General features: G+C 62.1%; 10 protein-coding genes and 3 tRNA genes. 1 reads left to right on the forward strand and 12 read right to left on the reverse strand.

Annotation, left to right across the window (positions count from 1 at the left end; all coding sequences use genetic code 11):
- Positions 1–60: 60 nt before the first annotated feature.
- From rpoC to tuf, 10 genes are all read right to left on the reverse strand, one after another.
- The gene (gene rpoC, locus GGQ64_RS15765; RefSeq protein WP_183805990.1) at positions 61–4,275 is read right to left on the reverse strand and encodes a DNA-directed RNA polymerase subunit beta'; all 4,215 of its coding nucleotides are present in this window, start codon (positions 4,273–4,275) and stop codon (positions 61–63) included.
- 158 nt (positions 4,276–4,433) lie between these two features.
- On the reverse strand, positions 4,434–8,576 hold the full coding sequence (gene rpoB, locus GGQ64_RS15770; RefSeq protein WP_183805992.1) for a DNA-directed RNA polymerase subunit beta: 4,143 nt from the start codon (positions 8,574–8,576) through the stop codon (positions 4,434–4,436).
- Between the two features lie 252 nt (positions 8,577–8,828).
- Positions 8,829–9,206, reverse strand: coding sequence for a 50S ribosomal protein L7/L12 (rplL, locus tag GGQ64_RS15775; protein ID WP_183805994.1), 378 nt, complete (start codon positions 9,204–9,206; stop codon positions 8,829–8,831).
- A gap of 60 nt (positions 9,207–9,266) precedes the next feature.
- Positions 9,267–9,785, reverse strand: a complete 519-nt coding sequence (rplJ, locus tag GGQ64_RS15780) for a 50S ribosomal protein L10 (RefSeq protein ID WP_183805996.1) — start codon at positions 9,783–9,785, stop codon at positions 9,267–9,269.
- 345 nt (positions 9,786–10,130) lie between these two features.
- Complete coding sequence (gene rplA, locus GGQ64_RS15785) at positions 10,131–10,817, reverse strand: 50S ribosomal protein L1 (protein ID WP_183805998.1); 687 nt, start codon at positions 10,815–10,817, stop codon at positions 10,131–10,133.
- 4 nt (positions 10,818–10,821) lie between these two features.
- Entirely contained in the window at positions 10,822–11,250 is a 429-nt protein-coding gene (rplK, locus tag GGQ64_RS15790; protein ID WP_183806000.1) for a 50S ribosomal protein L11, read from the reverse strand.
- Positions 11,251–11,462: 212 nt separating this feature from the next.
- Entirely contained in the window at positions 11,463–11,993 is a 531-nt protein-coding gene (nusG, locus tag GGQ64_RS15795; protein WP_183806002.1) for a transcription termination/antitermination protein NusG, read from the reverse strand.
- A 17-nt stretch (positions 11,994–12,010) separates the two neighbouring features.
- Entirely contained in the window at positions 12,011–12,211 is a 201-nt protein-coding gene (gene secE / locus GGQ64_RS15800) for a preprotein translocase subunit SecE (protein WP_112600304.1), read from the reverse strand.
- 185 nt (positions 12,212–12,396) lie between these two features.
- Positions 12,397–12,472, reverse strand: a tRNA-Trp gene (locus GGQ64_RS15805).
- Between the two features lie 364 nt (positions 12,473–12,836).
- Positions 12,837–14,012 carry an elongation factor Tu gene (gene tuf / locus GGQ64_RS15810; protein ID WP_183805978.1) on the reverse strand — a complete coding sequence of 392 codons (1,176 nt, stop codon included), beginning with the start codon at positions 14,010–14,012 and terminating at the stop codon, positions 12,837–12,839.
- A gap of 369 nt (positions 14,013–14,381) precedes the next feature.
- Between tuf and GGQ64_RS15815 the strand changes: the two genes are divergently transcribed.
- Positions 14,382–15,287: a ParB N-terminal domain-containing protein gene (locus tag GGQ64_RS15815; RefSeq protein ID WP_183806004.1), complete on the forward strand. Its 906-nt coding sequence runs from the start codon at positions 14,382–14,384 to the stop codon at positions 15,285–15,287.
- A gap of 127 nt (positions 15,288–15,414) precedes the next feature.
- Here the strand turns inward: GGQ64_RS15815 and GGQ64_RS15820 are convergent.
- Together GGQ64_RS15820 and GGQ64_RS15825 are read right to left on the reverse strand one after the other, a co-directional pair.
- Positions 15,415–15,488: transfer RNA gene (locus GGQ64_RS15820), tRNA-Gly, on the reverse strand.
- 24 nt (positions 15,489–15,512) lie between these two features.
- Positions 15,513–15,597: transfer RNA gene (locus GGQ64_RS15825), tRNA-Tyr, on the reverse strand.
- Positions 15,598–15,689 lie beyond the last annotated feature (92 nt).

Here is a 15,689-nt window from a genome sequence, read left to right on the forward strand (position 1 = left end):
CCGGGCGTTTCGCATTGGTCAAGCTCGCCGGGGCGGCAGATCGCCCCGACGGAAGCAGGCTTACTCGCCCGCCGGCACGGTCTCGCCTTCGGCAAGGTCGGCTAGCATCGGCGTGGCCACACCGGCGCCCGTGGACTTGCGGCGCTCGTCGAGGATCATCTCGTCGCGCGCAGTGGCGATGCGGCGGATCTGCGTCATCGTTCCGCCGGTGCCCGCCGGGATAAGGCGGCCGACGATGACGTTCTCCTTCAGGCCCTGCAGGCCGTCCGTCTTGCCGGCGATCGCAGCTTCCGTCAGCACCTTCGTCGTCTCCTGGAAGGAGGCGGCGGAGATGAACGACGGCGTCTGCAGCGACGCCTTGGTGATGCCGAGCAGGACAGGATCGCCGTAGGCCGGCTTCTTGCCTTCCTCGATCAGGCGGTCGTTGACGTCCTCGAGTTCGATCCGGTCGACGTTGTCGCCGACGATGTAGGTCGAGTCGCCCGCATCGGTGATTTCCACCTTCTGCAGCATCTGACGGACGATCACTTCGATGTGCTTGTCGTTGATGACAACGCCCTGCAGTCGATAGACTTCCTGGATCTCGTTGACGAGGTACGAAGCGAGTGCTTCGACGCCCTTGATCGCCAGGATGTCGTGCGGCGCAGGATTGCCGTCGAGGATGTAGTCACCCTTCTCGATGTAGTCGCCGTCCTGAAGATGGAAGGGCTTGCCCTTCGGAATCAGGTACTCGACCGGCTCGACACCGTCTTCCGCCGGTTCGATCGTGATGCGGCGCTTGTTCTTGTAGTCGCGGCCGAAGCGGACGGTACCATCGATCTCGGCGATGACGGCATGATCCTTCGGACGACGAGCCTCGAACAGTTCGGCAACACGCGGCAGACCGCCGGTGATGTCCTTGGTCTTGGCGCTTTCCAGCGGCGAGCGGGCGAGAACGTCAGCCTGGCTGACCTTCTGGCCGGGCTCGACCGACAGGATTGCGTCGACCGAGAGCAGGAAGCGGGCTTCGCCACCGCGGGACAGCTTGGCGACGGCGCCGCTCTTGTCCTTGATGACGATCGCCGGCTTCAGGTCCGTACCGCGCGGCGTCGAACGCCAGTCGATGATCTGGCGCTTCGTGATGCCGGTGACTTCGTCGGTCTCTTCCTTCACCGAGATGCCGTTGACGACGTCCTCGAATTCGACGACGCCATCCATTTCCGTCATCATCGGGCGGGTGTAAGGATCCCACTCGGCCAGACGCTGGCCGCGCTTCACCTTGTCGCCGTCGTCGACGAAGATCTTCGAACCATAGGCGACGCGCTGCGAGGAACGCTCCACACCGCGCTCGTCCAGGATCTGGACCGCCATGTTGCGGCCCATGGCAATGAGATTGCCATCGGAGTTGCGCAGCATGTTGCGGTTCTTGATCTGGATCGTGCCTTCGTACGACGCTTCCAGGAACGACTGGTCGACCACGTTTGCCGTGCCACCAAGGTGGAACGTGCGCATGGTCAGCTGCGTGCCCGGCTCGCCGATCGACTGCGCGGCGATGACGCCCACCGCTTCGCCCATGTTGACCGGCGTACCGCGAGCCAAGTCGCGGCCGTAGCAGACCGAGCAGACGCCCGTCTGGACTTCGCAGGTCAGTGCGGAGCGAATGCGGATCGACTGGATACCGGCCTTCTCGATCTCGATCACATCCGGCTCGAGGATCATCTTGCCGGCATCGACCAGCCGCTCGCCCGTTACCGGATGATCGATATCGTCGAGCGCCGTACGGCCCAGGATGCGGGCACCGAGCGAGGCCACGACCTGACCGGCATCGACGATCGCCGTCATGGTGAGACCGGTCGCGGTCCCGCAATCGACGAGGTTGACGATGCAATCCTGCGCCACGTCGACGAGACGACGGGTCAGGTAGCCCGAGTTCGCGGTCTTCAAGGCGGTGTCTGCAAGACCCTTGCGGGCGCCGTGGGTCGAGTTGAAGTACTCGTTCACGGTCAGGCCTTCCTTGAAGTTCGAGATGATCGGCGTCTCGATGATCTCGCCCGAGGGCTTGGCCATCAGGCCGCGCATGCCGCCCAGCTGGCGCATCTGGTTCGGAGAACCACGAGCACCCGAGTGCGACATCATGTAGATCGCGTTCATGGGCTTCTGGCGACCGGTCTCGGCATCGAATTCAACGGCCTTGATTCGGGCCATCATGTCTTCGGCGACCTTTTCCGTGGCCTTGCCCCATGCGTCGACGACCTTGTTGTACTTTTCGCCCTGGGTGATCAGGCCGTCGTTGTACTGCTGCTCGTATTCCTTCACGAGCGCTTCGGTATCGCCGACGATCTTCACCTTGGTTTCCGGAATGACCATGTCGTCCTTGCCAAACGAAATGCCGGCGCGGCAGGCATGGGCGAAACCGAGCTGCATGATGCGGTCGCAGAAGATGACCGTGTCCTTCTGGCCGCAGTGGCGGTAGACCGTGTCGATCATCTTGGAGATGTTCTTCTTGGTCATTTCCTGGTTGCAGGTCTCGAACGGCACGTTGACGTTCTTCGGCAGCAGTTCGCCGATCAGGAGGCGACCGGGGGTCGTCTCGTAGATCTTGGAAACGGGCTTGCCGTCGGCGTCGACGCTCTTGAAGCGACCCTTGATCTTGGCGTGCAGGGTGACGGACTTGGTTTCAAGCGCGTGCTGCAATTCGCCGAGATCGGAAAAGGCCATGCCTTCGCCGGGCTCGTTCTGGTTCATGATCGACAGGTAGTACAGGCCGAGAACCATGTCCTGCGAGGGAACGATGATCGGCGCACCGTTTGCCGGATGCAGGATGTTGTTGGTCGACATCATCAGCACGCGGGATTCGAGCTGGGCTTCGAGCGACAGCGGCACGTGAACGGCCATCTGGTCGCCGTCGAAGTCGGCGTTGAAGGCCGTGCAGACGAGCGGGTGCAACTGGATCGCCTTGCCTTCGACCAGGATCGGTTCGAAGGCCTGGATGCCCAGGCGGTGCAGCGTCGGCGCACGGTTCAGCAGAACCGGATGCTCGCGGATGACCTCGTCCAGGATATCCCAGACTTCCGGCTTTTCCTTCTCGACCAGCTTCTTGGCCTGCTTGACGGTCGAGGAGAAACCCTTCGCGTCGAGGCGGGCGTAGATGAACGGCTTGAACAGCTCGAGCGCCATCTTCTTCGGCAGGCCGCACTGGTGCAGCTTCAGCTCCGGACCGGTCACGATGACCGAACGGCCGGAATAGTCGACGCGCTTGCCGAGCAGGTTCTGGCGGAAGCGGCCCTGCTTGCCCTTGAGCATGTCGGACAGCGACTTCAGCGGACGCTTGTTGGCGCCGGTGATGACGCGGCCACGACGGCCGTTGTCGAACAGCGCGTCCACAGATTCCTGCAGCATGCGCTTTTCGTTGCGGATGATGATGCCCGGAGCGCGCAGTTCGATCAGGCGCTTCAGACGGTTGTTGCGGTTGATGACGCGGCGGTACAGATCGTTCAGGTCCGACGTCGCGAAACGGCCGCCATCCAGCGGAACCAGCGGGCGCAGGTCCGGCGGGATGACCGGGACGACCTTCATGATCATCCATTCCGGGCGATTGCCGGAATCCATGAAGTTCTCGACGATCTTCAGGCGCTTCATCAGCTTCTTCTGCTTGAGGTCCGAGGTCGTCTCGGCAAGCTCGGAACGCAGGTCGCCGGCGATCTTCTCGAGGTTCATCGAGGCCAGCATCTCGTAGATGGCTTCAGCGCCGATCATGGCGGTGAACTGGTCCTCGCCGAACTCGTCGACGGCGATCATGTATTCTTCTTCGGAAAGAAGCTGGTTTTCCTTGAGCGAGGTCAGGCCCGGCTCGGTGACGATGTAGTTCTCGAAATAGAGAACGCGCTCGACATCCTTGAGCGTCATGTCGAGCAGCGTGGAGATGCGGCTCGGCAGCGACTTCAGGAACCAGATATGGGCGACGGGAGCTGCGAGCTCGATATGGCCCATGCGCTCGCGGCGAACGCGCGACAGCGTGACTTCGACGCCGCACTTTTCGCAAATGATGCCCTTGTACTTCATGCGCTTGTACTTGCCGCACAGGCACTCGTAGTCCTTGATCGGCCCGAAGATACGCGCGCAGAAAAGACCGTCGCGTTCCGGTTTGAACGTACGGTAGTTGATCGTTTCCGGCTTCTTGATCTCACCATAAGACCAGGAAAGAATCTTTTCCGGAGAAGCGATCGAGATCCGGATGGAATCGAACGTCTGCGCAGGCACCTGCGGATTGAAAAGGTTCATGACCTCTTGGTTCATGCCTATCTCCTTCGTGGGCCTTAGGCCCTCTGCTTAGCAAGCGATTGCGGCGATACCCGGGTGCCGCAAGGCGCTGCTTGAAACGGTTTAGCCGCCCCTGCCCGACCGGACGGAGCGGAAACGGTGCGCGCCGCGTTCGGCGCGCACCCGATCAGTTTTTACTCTGCGGCGTCCGGAAGCTGGCCAGCCTCGGCGGCGGCATCGACCTTCGAGTTCTCGAGTTCGACCGACAGACCGAGCGAGCGCATTTCCTTGACGAGAACGTTGAAGCTCTCCGGAATGCCCGCCTCGAAGGTGTCGTCGCCACGAACGATGGCCTCGTACACCTTGGTTCGGCCGGCCACGTCGTCCGACTTCACCGTCAGCATTTCCTGCAGGGTGTAGGCGGCGCCGTAGGCTTCGAGCGCCCAGACTTCCATTTCCCCGAAGCGCTGACCGCCGAACTGCGCCTTGCCGCCCAGCGGCTGCTGGGTAACGAGCGAGTACGGGCCGATCGAACGAGCGTGGATCTTGTCGTCCACGAGGTGGTTCAGCTTCAGCATGTAGATGTAGCCGACGGTGACCTGGCGGTCGAACTGGTCGCCGGTACGGCCGTCGAAGAGCGTCGACTGACCGGTGACCTTGAGGCCGGCCTGTTCGAGCATCTCGTTGACGTCCTTCTCGACGGCGCCGTCGAAGACAGGGGTCGCGATCGACACACCACGGCGGGTCTGCTCGGCAAGCCGAACAATGGACTCGTCGTCGTACTGCTTGATCGGCTCGCCCTTCGGGCCCGAACCGATGACGCTGTCGATCGTGTCACGCAGCGGCTTGATCTCGCCGCCCGCCTTGTAGGCGTCCAGCATCTCGCCGATCTGCCTGCCCATGCCGGCGCAGGCCCAGCCCAGGTGCGTCTCCAGGATCTGGCCGACGTTCATGCGCGAAGGCACGCCCAGCGGGTTCAGAACGATGTCGACATGCGTGCCGTCTTCGAGGAACGGCATGTCCTCGACCGGAACGATGCGCGAGACGACGCCCTTGTTGCCGTGACGGCCGGCCATCTTGTCGCCCGGCTGGATCTTGCGCTTCACGGCGACGAAGACCTTGACCATCTTCATGACGCCCGGAGGCATCTCGTCGCCGCGCTGGACCTTCTCGACCTTGTCCATGAAGCGCTGTTCGAGGCGCGACTTGGATTCGTCATACTGGCCGCGAAGCGCCTCGATCTCGCCCTGCGCCTTTTCGTCTTCCACGGCGAACATCCACCACTGCGAGCGGGGATACTCCGAGATGACGGCGTTGGAGAGCTCGGTGCCCTTCTTGAAGCCCTTGGGGCCGGCAACGGCCACATGGCCGCGCAGCATGTCGATCAGGCGGCCGTAGACGTTGCGGTCCAGGATCGCCTGCTCGTCGTCGCGGTCCTTGGCGAGACGCTCGATCTCCTCGCGCTCGATCGCCATCGCACGCTCGTCCTTCTCAACGCCGTGGCGATTGAAGACGCGAACTTCGACGACGGTACCGAAGGTGCCCGGCGGCATGCGCATGGAGGTGTCGCGGACGTCGGAGGCCTTCTCGCCGAAGATGGCGCGCAGAAGCTTCTCTTCCGGCGTCATCGGGCTTTCGCCCTTCGGCGTGATCTTGCCGACGAGGATGTCGCCCGGCTGAACCTCGGCGCCGATATAGACGATGCCGGCTTCGTCCAGGTTCTTCAGCGCTTCTTCCGAGACGTTCGGAATGTCGCGCGTGATTTCTTCCGGACCGAGCTTGGTGTCACGCGCCATCACTTCGAATTCCTCGATGTGGATGGAGGTGAACACGTCGTCGCGCACGATCCGCTCGGAGAGCAGGATCGAGTCCTCGTAGTTGTAGCCGTTCCAGGGCATGAACGCGACGAGCGCGTTGCGGCCGAGCGCCAGATCGCCGAGGTCGGTGGACGGACCGTCGGCGATGATGTCGCCCTTGTTCAGAACGTCGCCGACGGTGACCAGCGGACGCTGGTTGACGCAGGTGTTCTGGTTGGAGCGCTGGAACTTCTGCAGGCGGTAGATGTCGACGCCGGACTTGCCCGGATCGAGATCTTCCGTCGCGCGGATAACGATACGCGTCGCGTCGACCTGGTCGACGACGCCGCCGCGGCGGGCCGCGATCGCAGCACCGGAGTCACGCGCAACCACCGGCTCCATGCCGGTGCCGACGAACGGCGCTTCCGCCCGCAGGAGCGGAACGGCCTGACGCTGCATGTTCGAGCCCATCAGTGCGCGGTTCGCATCGTCGTTCTCGAGGAACGGGATGAGTGCGGCCGCAACGGAGACGAGCTGCTTGGGCGAAACGTCCATCAGGTCGATCTGGTCGCGCGGGGCGAGCATGACTTCGCCGGAGTGACGGCAGACGACGAACTCTTCCTCGAATTCACCGGCGGCGTTCAGCACCGAGTTCGCCTGGGCGACGTGGTACTTGGCCTCTTCCATCGCCGACAGGTAGACGACGTCCGTCGTTACCTTGCCGTCCACGATCTTGCGGTACGGGCTTTCGATGAAGCCGTACTTGTTGACGCGGGCAAACGTGGCGAGCGAGTTGATCAGACCAATGTTCGGGCCTTCCGGCGTCTCGATCGGGCAGATACGGCCATAGTGGGTCGGGTGAACGTCGCGGACTTCGAAGCCGGCGCGCTCGCGGGTCAGACCACCCGGGCCAAGGGCCGAAAGACGGCGCTTGTGCGTGATTTCCGAGAGCGGGTTCACCTGGTCCATGAACTGCGACAGCTGCGAGGAGCCGAAGAATTCGCGGACGGCAGCAGCCGCCGGCTTGGCGTTAATCAGGTCCTGCGGCATCACGGTATCGATTTCGATCGAGGACATACGTTCCTTGATCGCACGCTCCATGCGCAGCAGGCCCAAACGATACTGGTTCTCCATCAGCTCGCCGACCGAACGGACGCGGCGGTTGCCGAGGTTGTCGATATCGTCGATCTCTCCCTTGCCGTCACGCAACTCGACCAGCATCCTGACGACCGCCAGGATGTCATCCTTGCGCAGGACGCGCACGGTGTCCGGGCAGTCGAGGTCGAGACGCATGTTCATCTTGACGCGACCGACGGCCGACAGGTCGTAGCGCTCGGCGTCGAAGAACAGCGACTGGAACATCGCCTCGCCCGATTCCATCGTCGGCGGCTCGCCCGGACGCATGACGCGATAGATGTCGAACAGCGCGTCCTGGCGGTTCTCGTTCTTGTCGGCAGTCAGCGTATTGCGGATGTAGGCACCGACATTGATGTGGTCGATGTCGAGAACCGGGATCTCGTCGAAGCCTGCGGACAGGATGACCGGCAGGGTCTTCTCGTCGATCTCGTCGCCGGCTTCGAGGTAGATCTCACCGGTCGAGACGTTGACGACGTCTTCCGCCAGATAGTTGCCGTAGAGATCGTCGTCGGTCGCCTTGAGCGCCTTCAGGCCCTTCTCGGTCAACTGCTTCAGCACGCGCGGGGTCAGCTTCTTGCCAGCTTCGACCACGACCTCGCCGCTATCGGCGTCGATCATGTCGGAGACGGCCTTCTGGCCCTTCAGCCCTTCCGGATGGAACGGCACGCGCCAGCCTTCGCCGTCGCGCTGGTAGAGCGACTTCGTGTAGAAGGTATCGAGGATTTCCTCGCCGTCCATGCCGAGCGCCATCAGCAGCGACGTCACCGGGATCTTGCGGCGGCGGTCGATACGGGCATGCACGATGTCCTTGGCGTCGAACTCGATGTCGAGCCAGGAGCCGCGATAGGGGATGACGCGGGCGGCGAACAGCAGCTTGCCGGAAGAATGGCTCTTGCCCTTGTCGTGGTCGAAGAACACGCCCGGCGAACGGTGCATCTGCGAGACGATGACGCGCTCGGTGCCGTTGACGATGAAGGTGCCGTTGTCGGTCATGAGCGGCATGTCGCCCATGTAGACGTTCTGTTCCTTGATGTCCTTGATCGACTTCGCGCCGGTATCCTCATCGATATCGAACACGATCAGGCGCAGCGTCACCTTGAGCGGCGCCGCATAGGTCAGGTCGCGCTGGCGGCACTCCTCGACGTCGAACTTCGGCTGCTCGAACTCATAGGAAACGAACTCCAGCATGGAGGCGCCGGAGAAATCGGTGATCGGGAAGACCGACTTGAAAACGGCCTGAAGCCCCTCGTCCGGGCGGCCGCCCTGGGGCTCTTCGACCATCAAAAACTGGTCGTAGGACGCCTTCTGAACCTCGATGAGGTTCGGCATCTCTGCGACTTCGGGAATTTTTCCAAAAAACTTGCGTACGCGCCTGCGACCGTTAAACGAAAGGGTCTGAGCCATCGTCGCTCCTTCAAACTAGTGCATCCGGGCCTGCAACGGACGGGGTTCGCTGGCCAGTCGATCCCGTCGAACATGGGTATTCCCAATCTCGTCCGTCACGCGAACCCGCCGGCCGGAATGCCTGAAAGCGGTTCGGTTCTGGACCATCCTCTTGAGAACCCATTACCCAAGAGCCGTTTTCGACGGCTCTTGGGTAATCAGTTCAGAGGAAACGACCGGGAGAGGACGAGCCTCCCCCGGCACATTCCGATATTACTTGACGTCGACCTTGGCGCCGGCGTCCTCAAGCTTCTTCTTGAGGTCAGCGGCTTCAGCCTTGGAGACGGCTTCCTTGACAGCCTTCGGAGCGCCTTCGACGAGGTCCTTGGCTTCCTTGAGGCCGAGGCCGGTGATGGCGCGGACTTCCTTGATGACGTTGATCTTGTTCGCGCCGGCATCAACGAGGATGACGTCGAACTCGGTCTTTTCTTCTTCAACAGCAGCAGCAGCAGCGCCACCGCCAGCAGCAGCAACAGCTACCGGAGCTGCAGCCGAAACGCCCCACTTCTCTTCGAGAAGCTTGGAAAGCTCAGCGGCTTCCAGGACGGTCAGCGAGGAGAGGTCGTCAACGATCTTTGCGAGATCAGCCATTTTCATAGTTCCTTATATTCGGTTCGAACTGGGTTGTTTGAATTACAGCGAAAAACCGCCTCAAGCGGCTTCGTCCTTCTTGGCGTAGGCTGCGAACACGCGGGCAAGCTGGCTTGCCGGTGCTGCAACGACCGTGGCGACGCGCGTTGCCGGGGCTGCAAGCAGGCCCAGCAGCTTTGCGCGCAGCTCGTCGAGCGAAGGCAGGGTCGCAAGCGACTTGACTGCATCTGCGTCGAGCGTGGTCGCACCCATGGCACCACCGAGAACAACGAGCTTGTCGTTGGTCTTGGCGAAATCCATGGCAACCTTCGGAGCGATCATCGGATCATTTGCGTATGCAATGAGCGTCTGACCCTGGAAGAGATCTGTCATCCCTTCCGACTCCGTACCCTGAAGGGCGATCTTGGCCAGGCGGTTCTTCGCGACTTTGACGGTTCCGCCCGCAGCACGCATCTTCGTACGAAGATCGTTCATCTGCGAAACGGTGATACCGGCATAGCGGGCCACGACAACCGAACCGGAAGCCTTGAAGACTTCGTTCAGCTCCGTGACGAATTCGCGTTTTTCCGCTCTTTCCACTGCCTATCTCCAGTTGACGGGGCTACGGACATCCGCAGTCCCCATCGGGTTTGCCTTTGCCGCCAGGGATCATCTGTCGAAGATCCCGAGCGACGCTCGAGGATCCTGTCCCCTCGCGCTCGACCTCTCAGTCGCGGCACAAGGCAAGGTAGGTTCGAACCGAACTTTGCGCATTCGCGCGAAATCCGAGTCTTACCCGTCTCATGCAGGCAAAGTGATTAAGGGATAACCACCTGCAATCTCGGACAGGAGTTCCGGGTTTCCCCGGAAATTCCCGGCCAGACATGACCGGGAATTCGTGTTGCGGCCTGGCCGAAGCCGGACCGGAAAAATCAGGCGCCCAAATCAGGCGACGGTCGCCGGGTCGATCTTGACGCCCGGACCCATCGTAGAAGAGATGGCTACGCGCTTGACGTAGTTGCCCTTGGCGCCAGCCGGCTTTGCCTTGATGACGGCGTCAGCGAAGGCCTTGATGTTCTCTTCGAGCGCCTTGGCGTCGAAGGAAGCCTTGCCGATGCCGGCATGAATGATACCGGCCTTCTCGACGCGGAACTCGACAGCACCGCCCTTGGAAGCCTTGACCGCACCGGTGACGTCCATGGTGACCGTTCCGACCTTCGGGTTCGGCATCATGCCGCGCGGGCCGAGCACCTTACCGAGGCGGCCGACCAGCGGCATCATGTCCGGGGTGGCGATGCAGCGATCGAAATCGATCTTGCCGCCCTGGACAATTTCGACCAGATCTTCGGCGCCGACGATGTCGGCACCGGCTGCCTTGGCTTCGTCAGCCTTGGCGCCGCGTGCGAAGACGGCGACGCGAACGTCACGGCCCGTGCCGTTCGGCAGGTTGACCACGCCGCGGACCATCTGGTCTGCGTGACGCGGATCGACGCCGAGGTTCATGGCGACTTCGACGGTTTCGTCGAACTTGGCGACAGCCCGTTCCTTGACCATGCCGATGGCGAGGTCGAGAGCATAGAGCTTGGTGGGATCAACACCTTCGTTGATCTTCTTGGTGCGCTTGCCAGCCATCGTCTTAACCTACCACTTCCAGGCCCATGGCGCGGGCGGAGCCCTCGATCATGGCCATTGCGCCGTCGATGTCGGCTGCGTTGAGATCCTTCATCTTGGCTTCCGCGATCGTCTTGACCTGAGCCTTGGTGATGGAGCCAGCCTTCGTCTTGCCCGGCAGCTTCGAACCGGACTGGATCTTCGCCTCCTTCTTCAGGAAGTAGCTGACCGGCGGCTGCTTCATGATGAAGGTGAAGGACTTGTCCTGGTAGTAGGTGATGACGACCGGTATCGGCATACCCTTTTCCATTTCCTGCGTGGCGGCATTGAACGCCTTGCAGAATTCCATGATGTTAATGCCACGCTGACCAAGTGCCGGGCCGATCGGCGGGGACGGGTTTGCCGATCCTGCCTTGACCTGCAGCTTGAGCTGGCCTGCAACTTTCTTAGCCATTTCTCTCTGCCTTTCTGTGTGCGGCCGGTCTCCCGGCCAACATTGCCGCAAACCCGAAGGTGTGCGGCGGCTGCGGTTGCGTGGTGCGGTTCCGGGCGCCCGGCTTCAGGCGCCTCCCCCTCCCACGCGATTGCGGGTCACCCCGCGGCCGGCACCGTCAAGGCGCCGGAATTCGACATGCGCCGCGGGACAATGTCCGGCGGCGCCGATGATCAGATTTTCTCGACCTGGGCGTATTCCAGCTCGACCGGGGTCGCGCGACCGAAGATCGACACTTCCACCTTGAGGCGCGAACGCTCCTCGTCGACGTCCTGAACCGTTCCGTTGAACGACGCGAACGGACCGTCCGAAACCCTAACCTGCTCGCCGATCTCGAAGGAGATCGAGGGCTTCGGCCGATCGACGCCGTCCTGCACCTGGCCGAGGATGCGCTCGGCCTCGTGATCGGGGATCGGCACCGGCTTGTTGTCGGAACCGAGGAAGCCCGTGACCTTCGGCGTGTTCTTGATCAGGTGGTAGGCCTCGTCCGTCAGGTTCGCACGAACCAGGACGTAGCCCGGGAAGAACTTGCGCTCGGCATCGACCTTGCGGCCGCGGCGCACTTCAACCACCTTCTCGGTCGGCACGAGAATCTTTTCGAACAGATGCTCCAGCCCCTTCTGGCGAGCCTTCTCCTCGATCGATTCCGCGACCTTCTTCTCGAAATTCGAATATGCGTGAACGATATACCAACGCGAAGCCATGCTGATCTCCAACCCGATTACGCGCCGACGTTCAGGATCAGGCCGATCAGCCATCCCATGAGCTGATCTGCCGCAAAAAAGAAAATCGCCGCGAGGAATACCATGACGAAAACCATGACGGTCGAGATCGTCGTCTCGCGCCGCGACGGCCAAGTCACTTTGGACGCTTCAGAGCGGACTTGCTGCAGAAACGCTATCGGGTTCGTCTTGGATGCCATTGAATGCTCACGCCATTACGGCGCGTAAAGCCGAATGATCAGCCCCACGCACCGCGTGTCTGTTTGACCCTACATAAAGCGCGATTCTCCTTTTCACAAGAGGTAAACGCGCTTTTGATGAAATTGGACCGGACCGGGTCCTTCGCCACACCCCACCGCTGCAAGAGCCTGCGCAGACTGGCGAATGGCAGGGGCAGAGGGGCTCGAACCCCCGACCTGCGGTTTTGGAGACCGCCGCTCTACCAACTGAGCTATACCCCTTCGTCACCGTCGCAGCGCCTGCAAATCGCGGCGTTCGCTCCGGAACAGCGGCTTATTATTCAACTTGCCCGACGATGACAAGCGCCTTTCAGAGAAAAGCGAGATTTCTGCGTGGAAAGCATCCGGCCGACGCGTCCGCCGAGGTGGGTAAGAGCGTTCTTAGCGCCCCTGCCCTGCCAGTCCTTGGGAAGGGCCGTCGTTTCCGCGACCATGAACAAGCCCGCGACGCACACCCACGCGGGCGGTCAGCCTGCGCGCAACCAGATTCACAGCGAGAGAGAGAGAGAGAGAAAAAGGCCCCGCAGTTGCCTGCGAGGCCTCCTTTAAGCTTGCCAACGAGCCTTAGCCCGTCGTCCTTCGTCGATTACTCGACGATCGAGGCGACGATGCCGGCGCCGACGGTGCGGCCGCCTTCGCGGATCGCGAAGCGCAGCTTTTCTTCCATCGCGATCGGAACGATCAGCTCGACGGCAACCGTGACGTTGTCGCCCGGCATCACCATTTCCGTGCCTTCCGGGAGCGAGACGATGCCCGTCACGTCGGTGGTGCGGAAGTAGAACTGCGGACGGTAGTTGGTGAAGAACGGCGTATGACGGCCGCCCTCTTCCTTCGTCAGGATGTAGGCTTCGGCCATGAACTTCTTGTGCGGCTTGACCGAACCCGGCTTGCACAGGATCTGGCCACGCTCGACGCCGTCACGGTTCACGCCGCGGATCAGCGCGCCGATGTTGTCGCCGGCCTGGCCCTGGTCGAGCAGCTTGCGGAACATTTCGACGCCGGTCACCGTCGTCTTCGAGGTCGGACGGATGCCGACGATCTCGACTTCTTCACCGACCTTGACGATGCCGCGCTCGACGCGACCGGTCACGACCGTACCGCGGCCCGAGATCGAGAACACGTCTTCGATCGGCATCAGGAACGGCTGGTCGATCGGACGCTCGGGCGTCGGAATGTAGGCGTCGACCGCAGCCATCAGTTCGCGGATCGCATCTTCGCCGATCTTCTTGTCCGAATCTTCCAGGGCGGCCAGAGCCGAACCCTTGACGATCGGAATATCGTCGCCCGGGAAGTCGTAGGACGACAGCAGTTCGCGCACTTCCAGCTCGACGAGCTCGAGGAGTTCGGCGTCGTCGACCTGGTCGACCTTGTTCAGGAACACCACGATCGCCGGAACGCCGACCTGGCGGGCGAGCAGGATGTGCTCGCGCGTCTGCGGCATCGGGCCGTCGGCAGCCGAGCAAACCAGGATCGCGCCGTCCATCTGCGCTGCACCGGTGATCATGTTCTTGACGTAGTCGGCGTGGCCGGGGCAGTCGACGTGGGCATAGTGACGGGCCGGCGTCTCGTATTCGACGTGAGCCGTCGAGATGGTGATGCCGCGCGCCTTTTCTTCCGGAGCGGCGTCGATCTGGTCATACGCCTTGAACTCGCCGAAGTACTTCGTGATCGCTGCCGTCAGCGACGTCTTGCCATGGTCAACGTGGCCGATCGTGCCGATGTTTACGTGAGGCTTGTTGCGCTCAAACTTACCTTTTGCCATGTTTATTCTTCCTGTGAACGAACTTTGGGCTTAACCGGCCCTTCCCGGTTTGGCAGCCGTTTAAGGCTTTCGCAAGGAATGCGCAAGCGCTAAATCCATCGGCAACCGGCGGCTACGGATCGCTACGGCAAGACGCCTCCAGGCGTTGATCGCGGCGGCTCGCCGGCCAACATATCGCCCGGCATTTCCGCATACAAAAAATCCATTTGCTCCCGTTTGTTCAACCGAGCTCTTAAAAGCGGCTCCGCAGCGGCCCAAACCTCCCAGCCCTGACCGGATCGACGCGCTTAACAGGTAAATTGCCGATTGCGGCGCGCATGCTCTCATGTGAAACTTGCGCCCATGGATACCGCAGATACGAGACCTCGCATGATTCCGTCTTCGCCACCCAGGTCCGGCAAGGATGGGCGTCAGACGACCGGATCAGTTCTTTCGCCATCGGTCGCGTCCGCGCCTTCGACCCGCCATCTCCGTCCCGGGCTCGTGGCGCAGGCGCTCGAGCATCTCTTCCTGCCGTCGATCGCGGCTTGGTTCGCCTTCCCGCAGCGGTTCGACCGGGCCGTCGCGCAACTGGCGCAGGACGGCGGGCGGGCGGTGTCGCCGCGGCAGGCCGCAGCCTATTTCGGCGGAAGCCTGTTCCTGGAAATCGACCCGCGGAACCTCACGCACCGGCTCGACGAGAAATATGTCGATGACGACGGCTGGCACTGGATCGGCGAGAGCTTCCTCGACGCCGGGGACTGGCAGGACCGGCTGCCGCTGCTCCAACGCTCTCCTGCGCATCGGGAAATCGTCGAGATCTGCCGGACACGGGAGAACTTCCGCGACGGCGGGCGCTATCGGACTTATCTGCGCCAGATCGGCGACGGTAAGCCGCCGCGGCGCAACGGCCAAACGATCGATACCGTGGACAAGCTCGACGCCTACTTCCGCTACTATGCCGACCTGATCGACAATATCGAACGCACCGGCATCCTGCCGCGCAACCGCTTCCAGCGCGCGACCAACACCGGCCGGCAACCGCGCCGGGCGCGGTCGTTCTGGCAGGACTTCGTCGAGCGCGACATCGGCGTTGCGATCGACAAGGACGGCCGTCTCGTCCGCCACACCTCGGGCAAGCACCGGCTGGCAGCCGCCATCGGGCTCGGCCTCGATAAGGTCCCGGTAGAGATCCGCATGGTGCATCTCGGCTGGCTCCAGGCGGAGATGCAAAAGCGGCGCCTGCCGGCCTCGAAGGCGCTGGCCGCAGCACTGGCGGAGCGCGGTGCCGGCTGACGGATTTCCCGTCCTGCAAGGGACACGACAACCCCGTCTCGCTTCAGCAATGGATTGCCTGTCGCTGACTGGTCATCCGGCCGGCTGTCACGAGTGACGAGCGGTATAGCTAAGTGGTTGAAAAGGCTGGAGCGGGTAGCGGGAATCGAACCCGCGTATTCAGCTTGGAAGGCTGCTGCTCTACCATTGAGCTATACCCGCGGCGTTCGATCCGTACCAACAGAATGGTGGAGGGAGTTGGATTTGAACCAACGTAGGCTGAGCCAACGGATTTACAGTCCGTCCCCTTTAACCACTCGGGCATCCCTCCGTTTTTCTGTCGGGATCAAGCGACCAAGCATTTCAGAACGAAGCGGTTTCCTGCCGGAGCGAGGCGCCCCTTCGATCTGCGCCGGGTATATG

This window comes from Mycoplana azooxidifex (genome assembly GCF_014196765.1).
GTDB lineage: Bacteria > Pseudomonadota > Alphaproteobacteria > Rhizobiales > Rhizobiaceae > Mycoplana > Mycoplana azooxidifex.